General features: G+C 38.4%; 24 protein-coding genes. 10 read left to right on the top strand and 14 right to left on the bottom strand.

Translation table 11 applies throughout. From position 1 onward, the window contains the following. Positions 1 to 25: 25 nt before the first annotated feature. The 12 genes from FE813_RS06575 to purE form a co-directional block, all read right to left on the bottom strand. Complete coding sequence (locus FE813_RS06575; RefSeq protein WP_005636019.1) at positions 26 to 412, bottom strand: tautomerase family protein; 387 nt, start codon at positions 410 to 412, stop codon at positions 26 to 28. A 48-nt stretch (positions 413 to 460) separates the two neighbouring features. Continuing rightward, positions 461 to 1,042 carry an aminodeoxychorismate/anthranilate synthase component II gene (locus tag FE813_RS06570; RefSeq protein WP_139989944.1) on the bottom strand — a complete coding sequence of 194 codons (582 nt, stop codon included), beginning with the start codon at positions 1,040 to 1,042 and terminating at the stop codon, positions 461 to 463. Positions 1,043 to 1,054: 12 nt separating this feature from the next. Further along, positions 1,055 to 2,605: an anthranilate synthase component I gene (gene trpE, locus FE813_RS06565; RefSeq protein WP_180978697.1), complete on the bottom strand. Its 1,551-nt coding sequence runs from the start codon at positions 2,603 to 2,605 to the stop codon at positions 1,055 to 1,057. Between the two features lie 104 nt (positions 2,606 to 2,709). After that, on the bottom strand, positions 2,710 to 3,474 hold the full coding sequence (locus FE813_RS06560; RefSeq protein ID WP_235898357.1) for a glycosyltransferase: 765 nt from the start codon (positions 3,472 to 3,474) through the stop codon (positions 2,710 to 2,712). Between the two features lie 46 nt (positions 3,475 to 3,520). Further along, positions 3,521 to 3,652, bottom strand: coding sequence for a PT domain-containing protein (locus FE813_RS10865; RefSeq protein ID WP_180978695.1), 132 nt, complete (start codon positions 3,650 to 3,652; stop codon positions 3,521 to 3,523). A gap of 100 nt (positions 3,653 to 3,752) precedes the next feature. Continuing rightward, a complete protein-coding gene (locus tag FE813_RS06555; RefSeq protein ID WP_139989941.1) occupies positions 3,753 to 4,583 on the bottom strand; it encodes a glycosyltransferase family 2 protein in 831 nt (276 codons plus the stop codon). Positions 4,584 to 4,705: 122 nt separating this feature from the next. Next, the gene (locus FE813_RS06550; RefSeq protein ID WP_139989940.1) at positions 4,706 to 5,542 is read right to left on the bottom strand and encodes a DUF4198 domain-containing protein; all 837 of its coding nucleotides are present in this window, start codon (positions 5,540 to 5,542) and stop codon (positions 4,706 to 4,708) included. Between the two features lie 155 nt (positions 5,543 to 5,697). Beyond that, positions 5,698 to 6,627, bottom strand: a complete 930-nt coding sequence (uspE, locus tag FE813_RS06545; RefSeq protein ID WP_139990034.1) for a universal stress protein UspE — start codon at positions 6,625 to 6,627, stop codon at positions 5,698 to 5,700. Positions 6,628 to 6,761: 134 nt separating this feature from the next. Then, a complete protein-coding gene (fnr, locus tag FE813_RS06540; protein WP_048953226.1) occupies positions 6,762 to 7,535 on the bottom strand; it encodes a fumarate/nitrate reduction transcriptional regulator Fnr in 774 nt (257 codons plus the stop codon). 256 nt (positions 7,536 to 7,791) lie between these two features. After that, positions 7,792 to 8,982 (bottom strand): amino acid aminotransferase, encoded by a 1,191-nt coding sequence (locus FE813_RS06535; protein ID WP_139989939.1) that lies wholly within the window; start codon positions 8,980 to 8,982, stop codon positions 7,792 to 7,794. Between the two features lie 139 nt (positions 8,983 to 9,121). Then, entirely contained in the window at positions 9,122 to 10,210 is a 1,089-nt protein-coding gene (purK, locus tag FE813_RS06530; protein ID WP_139989938.1) for a 5-(carboxyamino)imidazole ribonucleotide synthase, read from the bottom strand. A 69-nt stretch (positions 10,211 to 10,279) separates the two neighbouring features. Next, positions 10,280 to 10,774: a 5-(carboxyamino)imidazole ribonucleotide mutase gene (purE, locus tag FE813_RS06525; RefSeq protein WP_139989937.1), complete on the bottom strand. Its 495-nt coding sequence runs from the start codon at positions 10,772 to 10,774 to the stop codon at positions 10,280 to 10,282. A gap of 170 nt (positions 10,775 to 10,944) precedes the next feature. On the opposite strand from purE, the gene FE813_RS06520 reads away from it, so the two are divergent. From FE813_RS06520 to FE813_RS06495, 6 genes are all read left to right on the top strand, one after another. Continuing rightward, complete coding sequence (locus FE813_RS06520) at positions 10,945 to 11,193, top strand: type II toxin-antitoxin system HicA family toxin (protein ID WP_005653200.1); 249 nt, start codon at positions 10,945 to 10,947, stop codon at positions 11,191 to 11,193. Continuing rightward, positions 11,190 to 11,534, top strand: coding sequence for a type II toxin-antitoxin system HicB family antitoxin (locus FE813_RS06515; RefSeq protein ID WP_065264798.1), 345 nt, complete (start codon positions 11,190 to 11,192; stop codon positions 11,532 to 11,534). Before FE813_RS06520 ends, FE813_RS06515 begins: the two co-directional genes overlap by 4 nt. Positions 11,535 to 11,587: 53 nt before the next feature. Continuing rightward, a complete protein-coding gene (gene pepN / locus FE813_RS06510) occupies positions 11,588 to 14,197 on the top strand; it encodes an aminopeptidase N (RefSeq protein WP_139989936.1) in 2,610 nt (869 codons plus the stop codon). A 198-nt stretch (positions 14,198 to 14,395) separates the two neighbouring features. Beyond that, the gene (metE, locus tag FE813_RS06505; protein WP_139989935.1) at positions 14,396 to 16,666 is read left to right on the top strand and encodes a 5-methyltetrahydropteroyltriglutamate--homocysteine S-methyltransferase; all 2,271 of its coding nucleotides are present in this window, start codon (positions 14,396 to 14,398) and stop codon (positions 16,664 to 16,666) included. Between the two features lie 185 nt (positions 16,667 to 16,851). Beyond that, the gene (locus tag FE813_RS06500) at positions 16,852 to 17,076 is read left to right on the top strand and encodes an ESPR domain-containing protein (protein WP_139989934.1); all 225 of its coding nucleotides are present in this window, start codon (positions 16,852 to 16,854) and stop codon (positions 17,074 to 17,076) included. A 51-nt stretch (positions 17,077 to 17,127) separates the two neighbouring features. Next, entirely contained in the window at positions 17,128 to 19,317 is a 2,190-nt protein-coding gene (locus FE813_RS06495; RefSeq protein WP_139989933.1) for a YadA family autotransporter adhesin, read from the top strand. A 330-nt stretch (positions 19,318 to 19,647) separates the two neighbouring features. Here the strand turns inward: FE813_RS06495 and metF are convergent, their stop codons facing one another. Further along, a complete protein-coding gene (gene metF, locus FE813_RS06490) occupies positions 19,648 to 20,529 on the bottom strand; it encodes a methylenetetrahydrofolate reductase (protein ID WP_139989932.1) in 882 nt (293 codons plus the stop codon). A 310-nt stretch (positions 20,530 to 20,839) separates the two neighbouring features. Here metF and rplM point away from each other — a divergent pair, with 310 nt between their 5' ends. The 4 genes from rplM to FE813_RS06470 all read left to right on the top strand — a co-directional run bounded on the left by rplM (position 20,840) and on the right by FE813_RS06470 (position 22,941). Continuing rightward, positions 20,840 to 21,268 carry a 50S ribosomal protein L13 gene (rplM, locus tag FE813_RS06485; RefSeq protein ID WP_005628896.1) on the top strand — a complete coding sequence of 143 codons (429 nt, stop codon included), beginning with the start codon at positions 20,840 to 20,842 and terminating at the stop codon, positions 21,266 to 21,268. A gap of 16 nt (positions 21,269 to 21,284) precedes the next feature. Then, positions 21,285 to 21,677 (top strand): 30S ribosomal protein S9, encoded by a 393-nt coding sequence (gene rpsI / locus FE813_RS06480; protein WP_005631594.1) that lies wholly within the window; start codon positions 21,285 to 21,287, stop codon positions 21,675 to 21,677. A gap of 173 nt (positions 21,678 to 21,850) precedes the next feature. Next, positions 21,851 to 22,489, top strand: coding sequence for a stringent starvation protein SspA (gene sspA / locus FE813_RS06475; RefSeq protein ID WP_005633569.1), 639 nt, complete (start codon positions 21,851 to 21,853; stop codon positions 22,487 to 22,489). Beyond that, a complete protein-coding gene (locus tag FE813_RS06470; protein ID WP_139989931.1) occupies positions 22,489 to 22,941 on the top strand; it encodes a ClpXP protease specificity-enhancing factor in 453 nt (150 codons plus the stop codon). The genes sspA and FE813_RS06470 overlap by 1 nt, the downstream gene beginning before the upstream one ends. Before the next feature lie 35 nt (positions 22,942 to 22,976). Here the strand turns inward: FE813_RS06470 and dxs are convergent, their stop codons facing one another. Further along, positions 22,977 to 24,854 (bottom strand): 1-deoxy-D-xylulose-5-phosphate synthase, encoded by a 1,878-nt coding sequence (gene dxs, locus FE813_RS06465; protein ID WP_139989930.1) that lies wholly within the window; start codon positions 24,852 to 24,854, stop codon positions 22,977 to 22,979. Between the last annotated feature and the right edge of the window lie 28 nt (positions 24,855 to 24,882).

The raw sequence follows: 24,882 nt of genomic DNA, 5'->3' as shown, positions 1-24,882 counted from the left end.
GGATTTGCTAATTTTCTATATTTTATTAAACATAAATATCGTAATCTAAATCGCGCGCCTCATCGCCTGTCATTCCGCGGAAACCCCAGCAATGCGCAGGTTGTTCTTTAATCGTAATTTCCACATCGTGAGCACGGATGCCGAGTTTGTACTCCAATTCGCTAAACAGCATTTTTATCAAGCGTTTTTTCGTGCCTTCCATACGACCAGCCATCAGGTTAATTTCGATGACCGTGTAATCATCGCTACGGTCGAAAGGGTAGTAAAAATCTTCTTTTTCTAAACACAAAAAGCGAATCGCATGTTTGCCTTTCGGAATATCTAAGCCAAGGTAGAGGCTGTTATAAATTACTTCCGCGAGTTGTTCACGACGTGGTGCGAGTTTGGATTTAAGTCCGAATACGGTGATCATTTTTTCTCCTTTAAAGTGCGGTTAAAAATCACCGCACTTTTTGATGTCTTATCTATTTAACAACCATTCAATGGATTGTTGTAATAATTGCGAACCTTGCACAGTTAAAATACTTTCAGGGTGAAATTGGAATGCACAAATAGGTAAATCGCGATGACGAATTGCCATGATAATGCCATTATATTCCGCATTGACGATAAATTCTTTTGGTAAATCTTGTCCCATTAAAGAATGATAACGCGCCACAGGCATTGGATTAGCAAGATCTTTAAACATGGCTTCGTTATCATGGGTGATACGAGAAACTTTACCATGCAATACTTCGCCAGCGTGAACAACCTTTCCGCCAAAGGCTTGAATCAATGCTTGATGACCTAAACAAATTCCAATAATCGGCACTTGATTTTTTAAGCGTTCGATCAATGGCAGTAAAACCCCCGCTTCTGATGGTGTTCCTGGCCCTGGAGAAAGTGCAAGAATAGTATCAGGTGTATTGAGTGCAGTTTCTACCAGTTTTTCTAAATCGCAATCATTGCGGTAAATTGTCACGTTGTGACCCAATACACGGAATTGATCCACAAGATTGTAAGTAAAGGAATCGAAGTTATCTAAAAATAAAATATTAGCCATAATAATTCTTCCTTATTTTGCTTGTGTATTAACTTGACGAATAGCTTTTAAGACAGCCGCTGCTTTGTGGCGTGTTTCATCGGCTTCCATTTGTGGATCAGAATCCAATACCTCGCCGCAACCAGCTTGTACATGGGCAATGCCATTTTGTACAAAAGCAGAACGGATCACGATACAGGTATCAAAATGTCCATCGGAAGTGAGATAACCCACTGCACCACCGTAACTATGGCGTTTTTGTTGTTCAAATTGATAAATAAGCTGCATTGCTTTGATTTTTGGCGCACCAGTTAATGTGCCCATATTCATACAGGCTTGATAGGCGTGGAGCGCATCTAACTCAGGGCGTAATTTACCCACTACGCGAGAGACCAAATGCATAATGTGAGAATAGCGATCCACTTGCATTAATTCTGCCACTTTACGGGTGCCACTTTGGCAAACTCGAGCAATATCGTTACGCGCTAAATCAACCAACATTAAATGTTCCGCTTGTTCTTTGTGATCAAGACGAAGTTCTAGTTCTAAACGTGCATCTAATTCAGGATCGATATTGCCATGAGCATCAAAACCACGAGGGCGTGAACCTGCGATTGGGTAAATTTCTAACTGACGATTTTCTGGCTCATATTTCAGCGCACTTTCTGGCGATGCACCAAATAAAATAAAGTCTTCATCATTCATATAGAACATATAAGGGCTTGGATTATTTTGTTTGAGTTGGGCGTAACTGGCTAATGTATTTGGGCAAGCCAAGGAGAAACGGCGAGAAGGCACAATTTGGAAAACATCACCAATATTAATATGGTGTTTTAATGCTTTCACAATGCCGGTAAATTCAGGATCGTCAAAGTTTGTTTTAACTTCATCACTTGCCGCTTTAATAGAAAGAACGTTATCAATATTTTTTAGTTTTTGCGCAATAGAAAGCGAGGTCTTCGCAATATTGACTTGTTCTTCTTGAGCAAAACAGAAACTTTTTAGTGTCGCTTGTTGATTTTGATGGTCGATAGTAATGAGGTGATCAGCAAGATAGAAACTGTAGTCAGGGCAGTTGATACCATCATTTCGCAATGTAATGCCATCCATTGGAATGAAATTTGTGACAAGATCGTAAGCAAACAATCCGCCTAAGAAAATAGGCGTTTGGCTATGTTGATAAAGAGTAGATACAACACGCAATCCATCAAAAATAGTAGCAGACTGTAATTTACTATCTTCATCGAGTTGATTATCAAGTGGCGAAAATTGTACAGTAAATTCTTCTTTAAAATTGACCGCACTTACTTTTCCAAGTGCGGTTAATTTTGGATGAATTTCTTTTAAAACTTGTTTTCCATTCTCATTTAATGCTTTAAATGTGACGTTGTGACCTAAGCACGTTATTTTAACCGCAGCATTGACTAAGATAAGGCTTTGTAAGCTGTTTTTACTCCCGATTTCGGCAGAGTCGAGTAGAAGAGAATTTGAATTAGGTTGGCAAAGTGTATTAAAAATAGCAGTGGTGTCAGCATAATAAGGAACGGGTTGAGCTGTCACCGCAATAAAGGCTTGAGTTTGCATATTGATATCCTTCTGGAAACTTTTGTACTATTAAACTAGTACATGAGAAATAAGTCAAGCCTGAATTAAGATTTTTTATGTTTTTTGATGAAAAATGTTTACTTTTATTCCTTTGCCCAAGGACGACCTCCGTAGTATTCAATATTTTGTTGACTTAACCCTTTTAATATATTCGATGAAATGAGGTTGATCATTTCATCAGATAAAGTTAGTTGAGGGAACAAGTTATGAACTCCAATCATTTTATCAAAATCAACGGTATATTTTACAGTATATTTTCCAGAAGTTTGTCCCTTTAATTCTGATTGATTTAAAGCTGAGAAAAATTTTTGATCTCCAAGGAAAGGCGTGTACCAAGCATATGCTGTTTTCTGAGCAATTTCACGAGGAATAGCATAACAATTAGTATCAATATGATTCTTAGTTTTAGTATTAATAAAGCAACCTATTTGTTGACCATCTTCCATAATAAAGCGAACCGGCATATTTTCTTTAGGTTTCCAGTTACCGAGAGATTCGAAATCATCGCGACATATAAATTGATGATTTGAATCGTAAAAATCTCGCAGTGAATAGGCAAAATCACCACCTTGTTCAATTACGTTTACTAAGCTTTCCACGTGATCTTCTCGTAGCTGATTATCATCATCCAAATAACAAATAATGTCTTCTTCCACAAGAAAAGTCGCTGCTGCGTTAATGGCTCCGTTAAGAATTCCGTTTTTTCCTGTATTTATTGGTAAGTAAATAGGAATTACATCAGGGAATTGTTCTAATATTGATTTGGCCTTATCCCAGAAAATATTGCCATCGACAAATACATAATGCTTACATGGATAAGTTTGATTTTGTACGCTTTTAATAGCCAAAGCTAATTCTGGACGACCAATTGTTGAAGTCACTACCGCAACTGTTTTACCATTTTGTTGGTTGGTTGGTTGGTTGGTTGGTTGGTTGGTTGGTTGGTTGGTTGGTTGGTTGGTTGGTTGGTTGGTTGGTTGGTTGGTTGGTTGGTTGGTTGGTTGGTTGGTTGGTTGGTTGATTCATAACTGTAAAACTCTTGTATTTTTTAATGTAACTAATTTAATTAAATTTTAAATAAGTGTAATGGAAAATATCAGGTCGGTAATATCATTTGCAAGATTTTTTATTCCTTTGCCCAAGGACGACCTCTGTAATATTCGATATTTTGCTGATTAATCAGCTTTAATATTCTGGCAGAAGTATGATCATTAATTTCATCTGATAGTGTTAATTGAGGGAAGAAACGACGAACTGATATCATTTTATTAAAATCGACAGTGTATTTTACGGTATATTTTCCAGAGGTTTGTCCCATTAAACCCAAATCTTTTAAAGCAGACAAAAATCCTCGATCACCGATAGATGGAGTATGCCAACCATGTGCAGCTTTCTGCGCTATTTCACGAGGCACAGCATAACAATTGGTATCAATATGAGCATTGATTCCGTTAAAATTAAAATGTATTTGTTGCTGAATATCTTCTATTTTAACATTTACGAAAATATCGCTTTTTGTAGTCCAATTTCCGAGGGAGTTAAAATCATCATTGCAAATAAATTGATGATTTAAGTCGTAAAAAGCGCGCAATGAATAGGCAAAATCAGCACTTTGTTCAATCACATTTACTAAGCTTTCCACGTGATCTTCTCGTAGCTGATTATCATCATCTAAATAACAAATAATGTCTTCTTCAACAAGAAAAGCTGCAGCAGCATTAATGGCACCATTGAGAATACGATTTTTACCGGTATTCATCGGTAAATAAATTGGCACTACATTAGGGAATTGTGCCAATATGGATTTGGCTTTATCGCAAAATATATTGCCATCGACAAATACATAATGCTTACATGGATAAGTTTGATTTTGTACGCTTTTAATAGCCAAAGCTAATTCTGGACGACCAATTGTTGAAGTGATTACTGCAACGGTTTTACTATTTTGTTTGCTCATTGATATACATCTCTTTTTATTTTGCTATATTGAATAAAAATGGATATTCTTCGTAAGAAAAATATCCATTTTATTGCTAGCGTTTTTGCATTCTATCACCACTATTTTATGGTGTATAGACATTAATGGTGGTGATGCGCTGGTCGTGGCGGCAGTTTATCTAAACCTTTTCCAATTGGAAGAATCAATGTTGAGTAGTTTGCCGATTGTTGGCAAATTTGTTGTTCTGGAAATGAAGTTTTATGAATAACTTTGATTTTCCAAATTCCCTCAATAAGAGGAATAATATTTACACGACCTTGTTCATCGGTTTTCCCTGAGAATCCTTGTGGTTCACGATGTCCATCAACGGCCTCAAAATCTTTCATTGCGATGGTATCAGATGTCGCAATGACGGTTTCTCCCGCTAAAGGCTGATCATTATAGAAGATTTGAACAGGGAACGGTTCGCCTGCTTTTACTTTACTTGGATCTTCTAATGGTACAATTTCAAGTGGCAAACCAATACGTGTTTTTGCCATTTCAGCATTTAATTTTTGTTTGCCTACAGTAATAAGTTTTTTAGCAAACATTTGGGTTTCTTCGCAATAGGTCGCATTAGGTAAACCTTTTAAATTTTCCATTTTCCAACCTTCTGCATTTTGTGACCAGAATGTTGGTTTGTATGTTGCTGTTACCCAGTAAGAGCCATTAGTTAAAGGTTTACTTGATTGATATTGGTAATTTTCTCCTTTTTGAACCAGTATTTGTTTTTCGCCATCTTGACTGATAACTTCCATTGGCGCAAAAATTTTTAAACGAGCTTCAGGAATTTTTTCTACATAAGGATAGTGACCATATCCCATATTAGCCTTTAATATACTATCTGATGGAATTTGAGCAGGAACATCAACCCAAAGATCATGTGCTTGGGCGATACTTGCAAATGCAAGTAAGCTTGCAATAAGTGTTTTTTTCATTTTTTGTCCTTAAATTAAAAGGAGAGAGAAATAATTTTATGGATTCTAAATGAAAACAAATCTTATTTAAATGGATTGTGTAGAAAAAGTGTGGATTTGTGATCTAAATCACAAAAGTGCGGTAATATTTTCCGCACTTTTATGTGTGAGATGAATTATTCATCCTTTTTAGATGGTTTGATACCTAAGAGATTACAACTTAATTTACTTATAACATGTTCTGCAGTATTACCAAGTAAGGCGGCAGATAGTCCTGTACGACCCACAGTGCCAAGGATAACTAGCTCTGCTTCAATTTCTTTAGCTACAGCAGGGATAACCTCCTCAGGGAAACCTTCACGTACATGAGTATGATCTTCTGCTATACCAAATTGTTGTCGTAAGGCTTTCATATTAATAAGATGTTGGCCTCGAATACCATTTTCATAACCTGATGTGTTAAATTCAGGTAAGTCAATGGCCATGTTGATTGGTGTTGAAGGGTAGGCTGCAACTAAATGCACATTGCCACGATTTAAGTTTTCAGCTAATGACATACCAGTTTCAACAAGTTCTAGATTAAATTCATTTTGATATTCTTGTTCGCCTGAAACATTTACCGCTACTAAAATACGGCGTTGATGTTTCCAGTCGCCATCGCGTACCATTAATACAGGAATCGGGCATTTACGTAGTAATTGCCAATCAACTGGCGTGAAAATTAGAGAAGTAAAACTTTCTTGATCTTTTGTATATTTCACTACAAGATCATAATCATTATTTTCAACTTCTTCTTTTATCGCCTCTGCCTCATTACTGTGCCAAACAATGTGAGATTGTAATTCAATTTCTGGATCAGCATATTTATCTAAGTAATATTGTACAGCATGATGATGCTTTTCAATCACCTGACGATGCATTTCAGAACGTTCTTCTGAAGAAAGTAAGGCAGACATTTCATAAGACAAATCATATACAGATAAAAGGGCGGTAATTTTTACTTTTGTTTCATTTTTTTGTTCTTTCGCTAAACGAACAGCACGAGCAAGAGCATATTGTTTTTCGTTTTCAGGATTAAGAACAACTAGGATATTTTTAAATTTCATCATAACCTCCGAAGCTTTTCATAGAATAAAAAAGAATCTTTAGAATGGCAAGGTGTGAGAGATAAAAAGGTGATCTTATTCTAAGATTATTTTTATCTATGTAAAAAAGGCGTGAATTTGCACGCCTTTTTTCATTATTCAACCATTGTAATTTTGGTTTTATTTGTTCCAGTTAACTCAATCAAACCGTCAATATCATTAATAGTAATATATTTTCCTTGTACGGTGAGGATACCCAATTTTTGGAAACGACCTAATAAACGACTAATAGTTTCAACAGTTAAACCGAGATAATTTCCAATATCGCCTCGAGTCATGGTTAAACGGAATTCTTTAGCTGAAAAACCACGAGCAGAGTATCGTTTAGAAAGATTATGAATAAAAGCAGCCAAGCGTTCTTCCGCATTCATTTTAGACAGTAATAAAATCATTTCTTGATCACTTTTAATTTCATTACTCATTAAGCGTAAAATTTGTTGGCGTAATTTTGGCATTTTACCGGCTAAGTCATCCAAAATATCATAAGGAATTTCGCATACCATTGCAGTTTCTAATGCTTGAGCAAAACTTGGATGTTGCATTTGGGTAATTGCATCAAACCCCACTAAATCACCAGGTAAGTGAAAAGAGGTAATTTGTTCTTCACCAGATTCACTAATGGTATAGGTTTTTATGGTGCCAGAACGAATAGCGTAAATAGAATTGAGTGTGTCACCGGCTTTATAAAGTACTTGGGATTTTTGAATGGGTTTTTTTCGTTCGATAATATTATCAAGCTGATCTAATTCGTGTTCGTTCAGTGTAAAAGGGATACAAAGTTGGCTAATACTGCAATCCTGGCAATGAATAGCACAACCTCCCGATTGAATCCGGCGTCCTGCCTTGGTTTCTGCAACGAAATTCTTCATGTAAACCTCAAATATTTCGAGAAATTAGTGTAAAATTGATCTAACGCAAAAAAGTATACCACTAATTAGTCATATAAAGAAGAGTAAATCATCAATGCCTGCTGAGAAATTAACCAAAAAACGTTTGATTCAAATTTTGATTATGTTGTGCATTCTTATAATCGCATTTGTTTGTCGATATTTTTGACATTGAGGGATATTGGTAAAGAATAAGGGCTAAATTTTTTAAATTTTAGCCCTCTTAAACTCAAGATGATTAAAGCACTTTCACAATACTTTCACATAAATAACGAATATTGTCTTCAGTAATACCCGCTACATTGATTCGGCCAGAACGAACAGCGTAAATGGCGAACTCATCTTTTAAGCGGTCCACTTGTTCTGGTGATAAGCCGCTGAAAGAGAACATACCGTTTTGTTCCATGATAAAGCTGAAATCTTGTTCTGCACCATATTCTTTTAATAACTGAACGAATAAATGACGCATTTTTTTGATGCGTTCACGCATTTCAGTTAATTCATTTTCCCATTCTTGGCGAAGTTGTGGATCATTTAATACTGTTGCTACGGTCGCCCCACCGTGAGATGCCGGGTTAGAGTAGAGTGTGCGAATAATTGATTTCACCTGTGTTAATGCGGTCGATGCAATTTCTGTATTTTCTGCCACAAGGGTAAAGGCACCTACACGCTCATTGTATAAACCAAAGTTTTTCGAGAATGAACTTGCGACTAATAATTCTTTGTGGTTTGCCGCAAAAGCACGTAAACCGTAAGCATCTTCATCTAAGCCATTGGCTAAACCTTGATAAGCAAAGTCAAAGAGTGGCAACCAACCGTTTTTCTCTGAAAGTGCGGCTAATTCTTGCCATTGTTCAGGAGTTGGGTCAATACCAGTCGGATTATGGCAGCAACCGTGTAAAAGCACCACATCACCTTCGCTTGCTTGGCTTAAATCTTCGAGTAAATTTTCCCAATCAAGGGCTTTGCGTTCAGCATCATAATAGCGATATTCACGAATTGTCATGCCTACCGCATTGAAAATGGCATTGTGATTTGGCCATGTTGGGGTGCTGATCCAAACATTTTGTGCTTTGGTTTGACGTTTAATAAATTCAGCCGCAATGCGTAATGCGCCTGTTCCGCCTAAACTTTGTACTGTTCTTGCACGATTAGATTTGATTACTTCAGAATCTTTACCGAAAAGTAGTGCTTTTGTTCGTTCGTTATAATCCGCAATACCATCGATAGTCAGATAATTCTTCGTTTTTTCCTTATCAAATAAGCGTTTTTCGGCTTCTTTTACTGCACGCATAATCGGGGTTGTGCCTTGCGCATCTTTATAAACGCCAATGCCCAAATTGATTTTATTTTCGCGAGTTTCGGATTTGAATGCTTCGCCTAAGCCTAAGATTGGATCGGCTGGTGCCGCTTTGATATGTTCAAACATAGCTTTTCCTTATGTATGTGTTGTGTGGTGGATAATTTTATACTTCAGCCGTTTTATTTTATCAAGAAAGATTTTTATAAAAATTAACCGCACTTTGATATTTTTAAATATTCATCAAAAAGTGCGGTCATTTTTTACATTATTTTAGTTTTTCAATCGCCCAATTTAATCCCGATTGATAATCTTCTGGTAACTCAGTGCGAAGTTTTTCTAATTGTTGAATAATGACCGCTCTATTTGGATGAGAAAGATTGATATGCCCAACCTTACGCCCAGCTCTCACTTCTTTACCGTACCAATGAAGTTGTGCAAACGGTGTATTGAGCCATTTTGGATTATGGTGTGTGCCGATTAAATTCACCATTACACTTGGGGCGAATGTTTGTAATTCTGGCGTTGGCAAATCGAGCAGCGCACGTAAATGTAATTCAAATTGGCTAATCGAGCATCCTAGTTGTGTCCAATGCCCACTGTTATGTACGCGAGGCGCAAGTTCGTTAATCAGTAATTTGTCGCCTACAACAAAACATTCCATTGTCATCACACCAATATAGTCTAGCTTATCCATAATTTTGCTGAGCATGGCTTCCGCTTGTTTTTGTTGTGCGGATTGTTGAGGAAATGCACTATCAACCACACTGTAACGCAAAATACCGTTTTGTTGCAGATTATGTGTAACGGGATAAAAACGTTTTTCACCATTTTTAAATCTTGCGCCTACAATAGAAATCTCATAATCGAAAGGAATAAATTTTTCTGCGATCACTTCACCGAATAAGTCATCGGTGATGTCCGCTTTGTTTTCATCGCTGATAATCCATTGACCACGCCCATCATATCCGCCTGTTCTACGTTTGACGACGACTTTCTCGCCAACGGTTTGGAAAATATCATTCCATTGCGTTTTATCTTTTAATAAACACCAAGGCGAGGTCGAAAGATTCAGTTCATCTAGCAAGGATTTTTGAGTAAAACGATCGGCCAATAATCCAAATACATGTTGATTGACGAAGTTTTTATGATTGCCGAGTAATTCAGTCAAAGGCGTTTTTTCCCAGCGTTCAATTTCCGCCGTGATGATTGCATTTTCAGGTAAGTCAAAAACTGGCGCATTGAAGGCTAAAGGTTCAACATAAATATCTAAAGGTGCGCCTGCGTAACGTAACATTCTGCCGAGTTGTCCGTTGCCGAGTACATAAACGGTTGGATATAAGGTGGAGTTTTGCATAATATTTCTCGTTAAATTTACGAAAAAAACAACCGCACTCTAGAAGTGCGGTCAGATCTGAAGATATTTTTATGTGCGTGGATCGGGATTATCCAATACAGCATGAGTTTGGTTTTCACGGAAAGATTGCAAGCGTGAAAGTAATTCTGCATCCCAACTTGCTAGAATTTGTGCAGCCAACAATCCAGCATTTGCCGCACCCGCAGGGCCAATTGCTAATGTTCCGACAGGAATCCCTTTTGGCATTTGCACAATTGAATAAAGGCTATCTATGCCACTTAACATAGAACTTTTTACTGGTACACCCAGCACTGGTACGAGGGTTTTGGCTGCGATCATACCGGGTAAATGTGCCGCACCACCTGCACCAGCAATAATCACTTTGTAACCATTTTTTTGTGCATTTTCGGCAAATTCAAAAAGTTTATCAGGCGTACGATGAGCCGAGACGACTTCCACATGATAAGGTACTTTTAATTCATCTAAAATCTGAGTTGCCTCTTGCATGGTAGCCCAATCGCTTTTGGAACCCATTACAACGGCAATTTGTGCAGTTTTTGACATGCTATTTTCTCAATTTTTTAATTAAAAACGTGGCGTAGAATAGCATATCTTACATACATCAAGCAAACGTTTGCTATCTGCGTAGGTAGTATCTAGTCTTATTTTATAATTATTTGATTTTTAAATTTTAGTAACTATACTTGATACCAAATTAATGGGCGATAGTTTATATGGGACGAACTGAAAAATTATTAGATAAGCTCGCACAATCAAAATCTACATTTAATTGGAATGAATTAGTATCTTTGTTAGCTCAACAAGGTTATGAAAAGCGAGAAATGGCCGGTTCTCGAGTGAGATTTTATAATAGAACGCTCGAGCATACGATTTTGTTACACAAGCCTCACCCTGAAAATTATATTAAAGGCGGTGCTTTAAAGTCAGTGAAAGAATCATTAAAACAGGTAGGTATTCTATGAAGTTATTAAATTATAAAGGTTATGTAGGCACGATTGAGGCGGATTTAGAAAACAATATATTGTTTGGCAAACTTGCTTACATTCGTGATTTAGTGACTTACGAAGCAGAGTCATTATCTGAGCTAGAAAAAGAATTTCGTCAATCTGTTGATTTATATTTACAAGATTGTTTGGAATTAGGTAAAGAACCGAATAAGCCTTTTAAAGGTGTATTTAATGTACGAATTGGCGAGGAATTACATAGAGAAGCTACGATCATAGCAGGTGAGCGTTCGCTTAATGCTTTTGTGACGGAAGCGATTCAAGAAAAAATTTTTCGTGAAAAACCAAGTTTAAGATAACAAAACGTAACGATATCATATTCACATTTTCTTTCTTCAAAGTAGGGCAAATTATGTTAGCCAAAGCAAAATATAGAAAAGATTACAAACAACCTGATTTTACGGTCACAGACATTTATTTAGATTTTCAACTCGATCCTAAACATACTGTGGTGACGGCAACCACAAAATTCCAACGCTTAAATGATGAAGCGACTTCTTTACGTTTAGATGGGCATAGCTTCCAGTTTTCTTCTATTAAATTTAATGGTGAGCCATTTTCTGCCTATCAACAAGATGGCGAGAGTCTAACGCTCGATTTAAAAGGCAAAAGTGCGGAAGAATTTGAACTTGAAATTGTGACCTTCCTTATACCAGCCGAAAATACTTCATTACAAGGGTTATATCAGTCTGGTGAAGGCATTTGTACGCAATGTGAGGCGGAAGGTTTCCGTCAAATCACTTATATGCTTGACCGTCCTGATGTGTTAGCGCGTTATACAACTAAAATTACCGCAGATAAAGCCAAATATCCATTCTTACTTTCTAATGGTAATCGCATTGCAAGTGGTGAATTAGAAGATGGTCGCCATTGGGTAGAATGGAACGATCCATTCCCGAAACCAAGCTATTTATTTGCTTTAGTGGCGGGTGATTTTGATTTATTACAAGATAAATTTATTACTAAAAGTGGACGAGAAGTTGCATTAGAGCTTTATGTAGATCGCGGCAATCTTAACCGTGCAAACTGGGCAATGGAAAGTCTGAAAAAAGCGATGAAATGGGATGAGGATCGCTTTAATTTAGAATATGACCTCGATATTTACATGATCGTTGCTGTCGATTTTTTCAATATGGGCGCAATGGAAAATAAAGGGTTAAATATCTTTAACTCTAAATTTGTGTTAGCCAATCCACAAACGGCAACAGATGAGGATTATCTTGCCATTGAAAGTGTGATTGCACACGAATATTTCCATAACTGGACAGGCAATCGTGTGACTTGCCGAGATTGGTTCCAATTAAGTTTGAAAGAAGGTTTAACGGTTTTCCGCGATCAAGAATTTTCTTCAGATACGGGTTCTCGAGCAGTCAATCGCATTAATAATGTGAAATTTTTACGCACCGTGCAATTTGCCGAAGATTCAAGTCCAATGTCACACCCAATTCGCCCTGAAAAAGTGATTGAAATGAATAACTTTTATACCGTAACCGTATATGAAAAAGGGGCAGAAGTCATTCGTATGTTGCATACTTTATTAGGGGAGCAAGGCTTCCAAAAAGGGATGCAACTTTATATTGCTGAAAACGATGGCAAAGCGGCAACTTGTGAAGACTTTGTTTCTGCCATGGAACGGGCAAATGACCTCGATTTAAACCAATTCCGCCGTTGGTATAGCCAATCGGGTACACCAGAATTATTGATTAGCGATGCCTATGACGAAAAAACGCATACTTATCGTTTAACAGTTTCTCAATCCACACCGCCAACCGCCGATCAAATGGAAAAAGTGAATTTACATATTCCATTAAAAGTGGCGCTTTATGATGCTAACGGCACGAAACAAATGCTACAACATAATGGCGAATTGTTGAGTGATGTATTAAATGTTACTGAAAAAGACCAAGTCTTTGAGTTTCATGGCATTTATGGTCGCCCTGTTCCCGCATTGCTATGTGATTTTTCTGCGCCAGTAAAACTTGATTATGATTATAAAACGGAACAGTTATTAGGCTTGCTGAAATTTGCAGATAATCAATTTATCCGTTGGGATGCGGCTCAGATGTTATTTGCGCAAGAATTACGTCGTAATGTTGTGCGTTTCCAACAAGGCGAGGCGTTAGAAATTTCGTCTGAAATGTTGACCGCACTTTCTCATGTTCTCAACCATTATGAGAAAGATATTGAATTGGCAACCTTAATTCTCACGCTGCCAAAAGAAATGGAATTTGCCGAAGGTTTCAAAACCATCGATCCTGATGGCATTTCAGCCGCAAGAGCATTTATGCAAGCGCAAATTGCCGAGACTTTAAAAGATGATTTCTTGCGTGTTTATACCCATATTCGTCTTGATGATTATCAAGTTATGCAACAAGACATCGCCTTACGTGCAATGCGTAATCTTTGCTTAACTTATTTGGCTTACACCAATTTGGGCAACAATCTAGTACAAAAACACTACAATAATGCGAATAATATGACAGATACATTGGCTGCATTAAGTGTTGCGACTAAAGCGGCATTACCTTGCAGAGATGCGTTGTTAGCTGATTTTGAACAAAAATGGCAACACGATGGATTAGTCATGGATAAATGGTTTGCATTACAAGCCACTCGCCCAGATGAAAATGTATTGGAAATTATTCAGTTATTAATGGATCACCCAAGTTTTAACTTTAATAATCCAAACCGTTTACGTTCATTAGTAGGTAGCTTTGCAAATCACAACTTAAAAGCATTCCACAACGTAAGCGGATCAGGCTATCGTTTCTTAACGGATGTGTTAATCCGGTTAAATGAAAGTAACCCGCAAGTGGCAGCACGTTTAATCGAGCCATTAATTCGTTTTTCTCGCTTTGATGCTCAACGTCAAACGCTCATGAAACGAGCTTTAGAACGCCTAAGCATTGTAGAAAATCTTTCAAAAGATTTATTTGAAAAAATTGAGAAAGCGTTGCAGTAAAAGTGCGGTAAATTTTGCGATAGTTTTGGGGCATTTAGTATGCCCCTTTGTTTTATATGTGGTTTTAATATTAATTTATTTCATGCAAATCCTGAAAATAATAAGTTTGCATAATACACTGAGATGACGCATTCTATACCCGTACAGACGTTTAGCCGTCTAAATGATTAAGAAGATTACTTTAAAACGGGAGTTATTATGACAACATCACACATCTTAGGCTTTCCTCGTGTAGGGGCAAAACGTGAATTAAAATTTGCACAAGAACGTTATTGGCGTAAAGAATTAGCCGAGCAAGATTTATTAGATTTAGCAAAAGCATTGCGTGAAAAAAACTGGAAACATCAAGCCGCGGCGAATGCAGATTTCGTTGCCGTGGGCGATTTCACGTTCTACGATCATATTTTAGATTTACAAGTGGCAACAGGGGCAATTCCTGCTCGTTTTGGTTTTGATAGCCAAAATTTAACCCTTGATCAATATTTCCAACTTGCACGCGGTAACAAAGATCAATTCGCAATTGAAATGACCAAATGGTTTGATACGAACTATCACTATCTTGTGCCTGAGTTCCAAAAATCGACCGCTTTCAAAGCAAATCCAGCACATTATGTAAATCAAATCCGTGAAGCAAAAGCGTTAGGCTTAAACTTTAAACCTGTGATTGTTGGCCCATTAACATTCTTATGGTTAGGTAAAGAAAAGGGCGAAGCATTTAACCGTTTCGATTTATTAAATCAATTAGTGCCTGTTTATGTTGAAATCTTAAACGCATTAGTGGCTGAAGGAGCGGAGTGGATTCAAATTGATGAACCTGCATTAGCATTAGATTTACCTGCAGAATGGGTTGAAGCCTATAAATCTGTGTATGCTGAATTAAGCAAAGTGAACGCAAAATTATTATTAGCCACTTATTTTGGTTCCGTTGCACAACACGCTGAGTTATTAAAAGCCTTACCTATTGCAGGCTTGCATTTAGATTTAGTGCGTGCGCCAGAACAACTTGCAGCCTTTGAAGATTACAGCAAAGTGTTATCAGCTGGCGTGATTGAAGGTCGTAATATCTGGCGTGCAAACTTAAACAAAGTGTTAGATGTATTAGAGCCATTAAAAGCAAAATTAGGCGAGCGTTTATGGATTGCACCAAGCTGTTCATTATTGCACACCCCATTTGATTTAGAAGTGGAAGTACAATTAAAAGAAAAAAATACCGCACTTTATAGCTGGTTATCTTTCACGCTACAAAAAGTGGAAGAATTAAATGTATTAAAACAAGCCTTAAATAATGGCAGAGCCTCTGTTCAAGCGGCATTAGATGCAAGCCAAGCGGCAGCAGATGCACGCGCAACCTCAAAAGAAATTCATCGTCCTGAAGTGGCTGAGCGTTTAGCAAACTTGCCAAAAGGTGCGGATCAACGTAAATCGCCATTTGCAGAACGTATTGTTAAGCAAAATGCGTGGTTAAATTTACCGCTTCTACCAACTACAAACATTGGTTCATTCCCACAAACGACTGAAATTCGTCACGCCCGTGCAAGTTTCAAAAAAGGTGAATTATCCCTTGCAGATTACGAAGCGGCAATGAAAAAAGAGATCGAATATGTGGTACGTCGCCAAGAAGAATTAGACTTAGATGTGTTAGTTCACGGCGAAGCAGAACGCAACGACATGGTGGAATATTTTGGGGAATTATTAGACGGTTTCGCATTCACTAAATTTGGTTGGGTACAAAGCTATGGTTCACGTTGTGTAAAACCACCAGTGATTTACGGTGATGTAACCCGCCCAGAGCCAATGACAGTACGTTGGTCTCAATATGCACAAAGCCTCACAAACCGCGTAATGAAAGGGATGCTCACAGGCCCTGTGACTATTTTACAATGGTCATTCGTGCGTAACGATATTCCTCGTTCAACCGTATGTAAACAAATTGGTGTGGCATTATCTGATGAAGTGTTAGATTTAGAAGCAGCAGGCATTAAAGTTATCCAAATTGATGAGCCAGCCATTCGTGAAGGGCTACCACTTAAACGTGCAGATTGGGATGCATACTTACAATGGGCAGGCGAAGCATTCCGTTTAAGCTCAATGGGCGTGCAAGATGATACGCAAATTCACACTCACATGTGTTATTCCGAGTTTAACGACATCTTACCTGCCATTGCCGCATTAGATGCAGACGTAATTACCATCGAAACCTCTCGTTCAGATATGGAATTATTAGATGCCTTCGTGAAATTCAACTACCCGAATGACATCGGTCCAGGTGTGTATGATATCCACAGCCCTCGTGTACCAACCGCAAGTGAAATTGAACATTTATTACGCAAAGCGTTAAAAGTCATTCCAAAAGAACGCTTATGGGTAAACCCAGACTGCGGTTTAAAAACACGTGGTTGGACAGAAACTATCGATCAACTAAAAGTGATGGTGGATGTAACCAAAAAATTACGTGCGGAATTAGCGTAAATTTTAAGTTAATTACTTAACTGTAACTTAAGGACTGAGGTTGTATTTTACCATTTCAGTCCTTTATATTTATGGTGAAACATAAAATAGATGATTGTTATAATTATGTTGTTGTTGTTGTTGTTGTTGTTGTTGTGTATAATCCGTGCTCGATTTTTTACTGTTACTATTTAAAGAGGAAAATTATGAATAAAATTTTTAGAATTGTGTGGAACGAAGCAGCTCAAGCCTGGGTCGCCGTATCTGAACTGACTAAAAAACACAAAAAACGTGCTTCTGCAACCGCCGTTGCAGCTACTCTTGTTGCTGGCATGCTTTCTCCTTTCGCGCAGGCGAGTAATACGGACTCGGAGCCGGGCAGTAGTGAGCCTGGAGTTATAAGTGGGTATAATAAACCGCGAAATAATTAAAATTTAATTGTTCCACCAGATGATGAGCCAAATGCATCTCATTTTAATGGGTTGGGATTTGGTCTTGCTGTTGTTGATAAAGATAGACACAAGAAAGAGCCACAACCTAATTACGAGGATACAAACGATATTAATAGTAGTGTCACTATCTCTGTTGAGTCTGATCCAGATGGTAATGGAACTCCTCCTAAAAAAGCAACCAGTTATATTTATCTTCAAGAGGGTGATGGGATCAAAATTGATCAAGATGGTCGTTTAGCTAAATTTAGCGTAGACACCGTTAAACTTACCGTTGCAGACGGCAAGGTAAGCGACCCTAAAGAAGAGGATAAGAAAAAACTTGTTAATGCAGGAGATTTATCGAGCGCGTTAAATGAGTTGGGTTGGAAAGTTTCTGCAAATGGAGGTGCAGCTTCAACCGTAAAAAGTGGCGATGAAGTAGAATTTAAAGGCGAGGGCGGTGTTACCGTAACTAACACAACTGATGAGAATGGTAAGCACATAGTTACTATTAAAGCTGAACAACCACAAGGTGGTACTGCTGGTGAAAAAGGCCCTCGAGGCGACAAAGGTGAAACCGGCGACAAAGGCCCAACCGGCGACAAAGGCGCAACTGGTGACAAAGGCGCGACTGGTGACAAAGGTGCAACCGGTGACAAAGGTGAAAAAGGTGAAACCGGCGACAAAGGTTTGACTGGTGACAAAGGTGCAACTGGTGATAAAGGTGCAACCGGCGACAAAGGTGAAAAAGGTGAAACCGGTGATAAAGGCGCGACTGGTGACAAAGGTGCAACCGGTGACAAAGGTGAAAAAGGTGAAACCGGCGACAAAGGCGCAACTGGTGACAAAGGTGAAACCGGTGACAAAGGCGCAACTGGTGACAAAGGTGAAAAAGGTGAAACCGGTGACAAAGGTGCAACTGGTGACAAAGGTGCAACTGGTGACAAAGGTGAAACCGGCGACAAAGGTTTGACTGGTGACAAAGGTGAAACCGGCGACAAAGGCGCAACTGGTGACAAAGGTGAAACCGGTGACAAAGGCGCAACTGGTGACAAAGGTGAAACCGGTGACAAAGGCGCAACTGGTGACAAAGGTGAAACCGGCGACAAAGGTTTGACTGGTGACAAAGGTGAAACCGGTGACAAAGGCGCAACTGGTGACAAAGGTGAAACCGGTGACAAAGGTGAAACCGGTGACAAAGGCGCAACTGGTGACAAAGGTGAAACCGGCGACAAAGGCGCAACTGGTGACAAAGGTGAAACCGGTGACAAAGGTGCAACTGGTGACAAAGGTGAAACCGGCGACAAAGGCGCAACTGGTGACAAAGGTGAAACCGGCGACAAAGGCGCAACTGGTGACAAAGGTGAAACCGGTGACAAAGGTTTGACTGGTGACAAAGGTGAAACCGGTGACAAAGGCGCAACTGGTGACAAAGGCGCAACTGGTGACAAAGGCGCAACTGGTGACAAAGGCGCAACCGGCGATAAAGGCGCAACTGGTGACAAAGGTGCGACCGGCGACAAAGGTGAAAAAGGTGAAAAAGGTGAAAAAGGTGAAAAAGGTGATGCTGGCCGTCAAGTAATTGGGCGTAACGGTATTACTGCTACAGTAAATAGTGCGAATGATACATTAACGATTGAAGCAGAAACGGGTACGATTACAGCTGGAACGACCCCATCAGTTGCTACAGGAGATGAGAATAAACTGGCGAAAGCTGGCGAAGTAGCGGAAGCGATTAAGGCTGCGAAAACTGAAGTAGCTGCTGGTAATGGCATTAAAGTCGAGTCTACTGGCAATAAATACACTGTTTCTGCAGACTTACCGTTTACTAAAGATGCAGCAGATAAGTCAATTACCTTAAAGGATGAAGGTGTAATCCGTAATGTGGCTAATGGACGTGTTGCTAAAGACAGTAAAGATGCTGTGAATGGTAGTCAGTTACATGCTGTTGAAAGCCGTTTGAGTGGCAATATGGATAAGTTAAACCATCGCATTGATAAAATGGGCAAACGTGCAGATGCTGGTACGGCAAGTGCAATTGCTACGGCAAACTTGCTCCAATCTTATCGTCCTGGTTTGTCAGCTGCTACTGCTGCAGTAGGTCAATATCGTGGTCAATCTGCGGTTGCTGTTGGTTATAGTCGCCTTTCTGATAATGGAAAATATGGGGTTAAATTCTCACTAGGTGCTAATACACAAGGTAATGTTGGTGCCGGTGCTGGTGTAGCATACTTCTGGTAATAACCTGATTTTCCTTTAACTTTCTAATGAAAGGTTGATATTAAAATGTGATGATTACGTTGTGATCATCACATTTTTTATTATTTGCACATTATTCCTGTTCCTCGTAGAATACGAGCAATCTTACCTTTAAAGTGCGGTGAAAATTAACCGCACTTTCTTACAGTCAACTATCCCGAGAGATAAACGAGTATGTATCAATTATTCCGTCAAGGCATTTTCCAAAAGCTCGGTTTTTTTGATCATCATTTATCTAAGATAAAAATTGTAAAGAAAAAAGAACCCACGCTTTGAAAGAGCGTGGGTTTTGAATATTAAATAAGTCGTATATTAGCTAGGTCTTACACCTAACATATGACAAATTGCATAAGTTAATTCACTACGATTTAGTGTATAGAAATGGAAGTCATTCACTCCTTCGCGAGATAAAATTTTCACCATATCCATCGCAACACTTGCTGCTACAAGATTACGAGTAGTTTGATCATCGTCTAATCCTTCATAAGCGTTAACAAGCCATGCAGGAATTTTCACATTAGTGAAAGAAGCCATTTTTTGTAATTGCTTAAAGTTAGTTACAGGTAAAATGCCCGGTACGATTTCAGTATCAATACCAATTGATGCACAACGATCACGGAAACGTAGGTAGTTTTCAATATCAAAGAAAAATTGAGTGATAACATGATTTGCACCCGCATCAATTTTACGTTTTAAATTAATCAAGTCTGCTTGTGCTGATTTTGCTTCTGGATGAACTTCTGGATAAGCCGCTACAGAAATATCAAAATCAGCGACAGAGCGGAGTAATTCCACAAGATCTGACGCATAAAATGGTTTTTTAGCATATCCTTTGGGTTCGTCACCGCGTAACGCAACGATACGACGAATACCACTGTCCCAGTAATCTTTAGCAATTTGTTTTAATTCTTCAGGTGTGGCATCAATACCAGTTAAATGCGGAGCCGCTTCTAATCCGGTTTCTTGTTTGATTGCTTTTACAATGCTATGAGTGCGGTCACGTTCTCCAGAGTTTGCGCCATAAGTAACAGAAACGAATTTCGGTTTTAACACTTTTAAACGATGAATCGAATCCCATAAAAGCGTTTCCATTTTTTCATTTTTTGGTGGGAAAAATTCAAAAGAAACATTAATTTTTTTATTGAAGTCAGCGATGTGCTGATTAAGCGTATCAATTTCTTTAGCGTAGCTCATAAAAATTCCTATAACTAGTATGATGATATTTGAGTTAACAATAAAATAACTTTATGTATGAGTCAATTTTAATAAATTCATTAAAAATATTAATTTAGTTAATGTAAATAGGTTTCAGCAAAAATACTAAAATTTTGCATAAAAAATTAGCATTAATGAAATAAATATGTATAATACACCGACCCTGTAAATGTGCGAATTCCCATCGTACATTATTTTATCGAGATCTCACTCGAAGGGGTGGCGATTAAGATCAATGGTTGTGTTCGTAAGAACACTGGGTATCAAACTAATTTTTGGTAATTAATTAATGAAAACTTTTGTAGCAAAACCAGAAACGGTTAAACGCGACTGGTACGTAGTAGATGCGACAGGTAAAACTTTAGGTCGTTTAGCGACTGAATTAGCACGTCGTCTTCGTGGTAAACACAAGGCTGAGTACACTCCACACGTAGATACTGGTGATTACATCATCGTTATCAATGCAGACAAAGTGGCAGTAACTGGTCGTAAAGAAACAGATAAACTTTACTACTGGCACACTGGCTATGTAGGTGGTATTAAACAAGCGACTTTCAAAGAAATGATCGCTCGCCGTCCTGAAGCAGTGATTGAAATTGCGGTTAAAGGTATGTTGCCAAAAGGTCCATTAGGCCGTGCAATGTTCCGTAAATTGAAAGTGTACGCGGGTGCTGAACACCAACACGCTGCACAACAACCACAAGTATTAGATATTTAATCACGAGGTTTAGAAAATGGCAGAGAATCAAAACTACGGCACAGGTCGCCGCAAAAGCTCTTCAGCTCGTGTATTTATCAAACCGGGCAGTGGTAAAATCACTATCAATCAACGTGAATTAGACGTTTACTTCGGCCGTGAAACTGCGCGCATGGTAGTACGTCAACCATTAGAATTGGTTGAATTAACTGATAAATTAGACCTATACATTACTGTTAAAGGTGGTGGTATTTCTGGTCAAGCGGGTGCAATCCGTCACGGTATCACTCGTGCATTGATGGAATACGATGAAACATTACGCCCAGCACTTCGTGCAGCTGGTTTCGTTACTCGTGACGCACGTCGCGTTGAACGTAAAAAAGTGGGTTTACACAAAGCACGTCGTCGTCCACAATACTCAAAACGTTAATTTTTATTTTCGTTTCGAAAAAGAAAAGCAGAGAGAAATCTCTGCTTTTTTGTTATCTAACTTATTGATTATAAAACAATAAAAAAGAATTATTTGGCAAATGACTTACGCTTTGTGGTAGAATACACACCCCTTATAAAATATAGAATATTTTTGGATCTTCGGAGGAATAAATGTCCAGCGCATCAAGTAAACGTTCAGTAATGACCCTTTTTTCAAATAAAGATGATATTTACTGTCATCAGGTAAAAATTGTTTTAGCTGAAAAAGGTGTACTTTATGAGAACGAAGAAGTTGATTTGCAAGCATTACCAGAAGATTTAATGGAATTAAATCCGTATGCTACAGTGCCTACGTTAGTTGATCGTGATCTTGTTTTGTTTAGCTCGCGAATTATTATGGAATATCTTGATGAGCGTTTTCCGCATCCACCATTAATGCAAGTGTACCCAGTTTCTCGAGCAAAAGATCGTCTTTTGATGTTACGAATTGAACAAGATTGGTATCCAACTCTCAAGAAAGCAGAAAATGGTACAGAAAGTGAAAAAGCTGAAGCGCTCAAACAATTAAAAGAAGAACTTTTAGCAATCACACCAGTTTTCCAGCAAACACCTTATTTCATGAATGAAGAGTTTGGTTTAGTGGATTGTTACGTTGCGCCATTATTATGGAAATTAAAGCATTTAGGCGTAGAATTTACAGGTCCAGGTAGTAAACCGATTAAGGGATATATGGATCGTGTATTTAGCCGAGATTCATTCTTGCAGTCTGTAGGTGAAGCCGCACCAAAAAATTTGATGGATGATAAATAATGGAATACAAATCTTCCCCTAAGCGCCCTTATTTATTACGCGCCTATTATGATTGGCTAGTAGATAATAATTTCACGCCTTATTTAGTTGTTGATGCGACTTACTTAGGTGTGAATGTTCCTGTCGAATATGTAAAAGATGGGCAGATTGTATTGAACTTGTCTGCCAATGCTACGGGCAATTTACAACTGACAAATGATTTCATCCAGTTTAATGCTCGATTTAAAGGTGTCTCTCGTGAATTATATATTCCAATGGGAGCAGCGCTTGCGATCTATGCTCGTGAAAATGGTGATGGCGTGATGTTTGAGCCAGAAGAGGTTTACGATGAACTTAATTCTGAGCCAGATACTGAACAACCAACAGGTTTTCATGAGGCTGTAGATAGCCCTAGAAAACGAGAAGAAAAAAAGAAAACAAAATCAGTTTCCCATTTAAGAATTGTTGATTAAGAAAAAACGCGATGAAGTTATCATCGCGTTTATTTTTATAAATTACCTTGCTTTTCAATAAAGTGGAGAGTTTTTTCTTCAATTCCTTTTGAATCTAATCCTAAATCTTTCAATGCCTCTTGCTGTGTCGCTTGTGGAATAAAATAATCGGGCAAACCAAGCTGTAAAAGTGCGGTTGATTTTCCAGATGAATTTAGTACTTCAGCAACCGCAGAGCCAGCTCCACCTTGAATTGCGTTTTCTTCTAATGTAACCAGATAATCGTGAGTTTGTGCAAGCACATTAATCATTTCAATATCAATCGGTTTCACAAAACGCATATCGACAACTGTTGCATTGAGTTTTCCTGCAGCCTCTAAAGCGGATGGTAACAGGGTACCAAAATTTAAAATCGCAATTTTTTGCCCTTCTCGAATTAAACGAGATTTACCGATAGGAAGTATTTTTAAAGGTGTTAGTTCAACACCAATGGCATTTCCGCGAGGATAGCGCACTGCCGCTGGTTTTCCACATTGATAACCTGTATAGAGCATTTGACGGCATTCATTTTCATCACTTGGTGTCATGATAATCATATTTGGAATACAACGCATAAAGCTGAGATCAAATGCCCCTTGGTGTGTTGGGCCATCAGCGCCTACGATACCTGCGCGATCAATTGCAAATAATACAGGCAGATTTTGAATGGCAACATCGTGAATCAATTGGTCGTAAGCACGTTGTAGAAATGTCGAGTAAATCGCAACTACAGGTTTATATCCGCCAATAGCAAGTCCGGTGGCAAATGTGACGGCGTGTTGCTCTGCAATCGCTACATCAAAATATTGTTCTGGAAAACGTTGGGAAAACTCCACCATGCCAGAACCTTCACGCATTGCTGGTGTGATACCAATAATTTTGGAATCCTTTTCTGCCATTTCGCATAACCAATCACCAAAAATTTTCGAATAAGTTGGTTTAGTATTGTGTTTAGGTAATTCACCACTGATTGGGTCAAATTTTGGTACGCCGTGGAAACCAATTGGATCTTTTTCTGCAGGGGCGTATCCTTTACCTTTTTTCGTTTTTATATGTAAGAATTGTGGGCCTTTCAGATTACGCATATTCGTAAGTGTTGCCACTAATTCATCAATATTATGCCCATCCACCGGGCCAATATAATTAAAACCGAGTTCTTCAAATAATGTACTTTCTGGAGAAAACATCACTCCTTTCATATGTTCTTCGGTTTTTTTCATAAAGTTTTTTACAGGTGGAACTTTATCGAGAATTTTTTTACTTCCATCTCGTAATGTGGAGTAGATAGAACCAGAGAAAATACGAGCGAGGTGATTATTTAACGCGCCAACATTTTCTGAAATAGACATTTCATTGTCATTTAAAATGACCAACATATCAGTGTGAACAGAACCTGCGTGATTCAGCGCTTCAAAAGCCATTCCTGCAGTAATTGCACCGTCACCGATAACGCATACCGTTTTTCTACCTGCATTTTCTCGTTCTGCGGCGACAGCAATACCTAATCCAGCACTAATAGAAGTAGAGGAGTGGCCAACGCTTAATACGTCAAATTCACTTTCTTCACGCCAAGGGAAAGGATGAATACCGTCTTTTTGGCGAATTGTGGACATTTGATCTCGACGACCGGTTAAAATTTTGTGGGGATAAGCTTGATGTCCAACATCCCAAATTAACTGATCAAATGGTGTTTTATATACGTAATGTAGTGCAACAGTTAGCTCTACAGTGCCTAAACCTGACGCTAAATGCCCGCTAGTTTGACTAACCGATTCTAAAAGATAACCGCGTAATTCTTGGCAGAGTTGTGGTAGCTGTTCTTTATTTAAAAGACGCAAATCTTCTGGTGAATTAATCAAAGATAATAAGGGGTAATTGTTCATATTGTTAGTCATTTTAAAAACGTTATAATTTTAACCGCAC

This window comes from Haemophilus seminalis, from assembly GCF_006384255.1.
GTDB classification, from domain to species: domain Bacteria; phylum Pseudomonadota; class Gammaproteobacteria; order Enterobacterales; family Pasteurellaceae; genus Haemophilus; species Haemophilus seminalis.
This window is presented reverse-complemented; position numbering and strand designations above follow the sequence as displayed.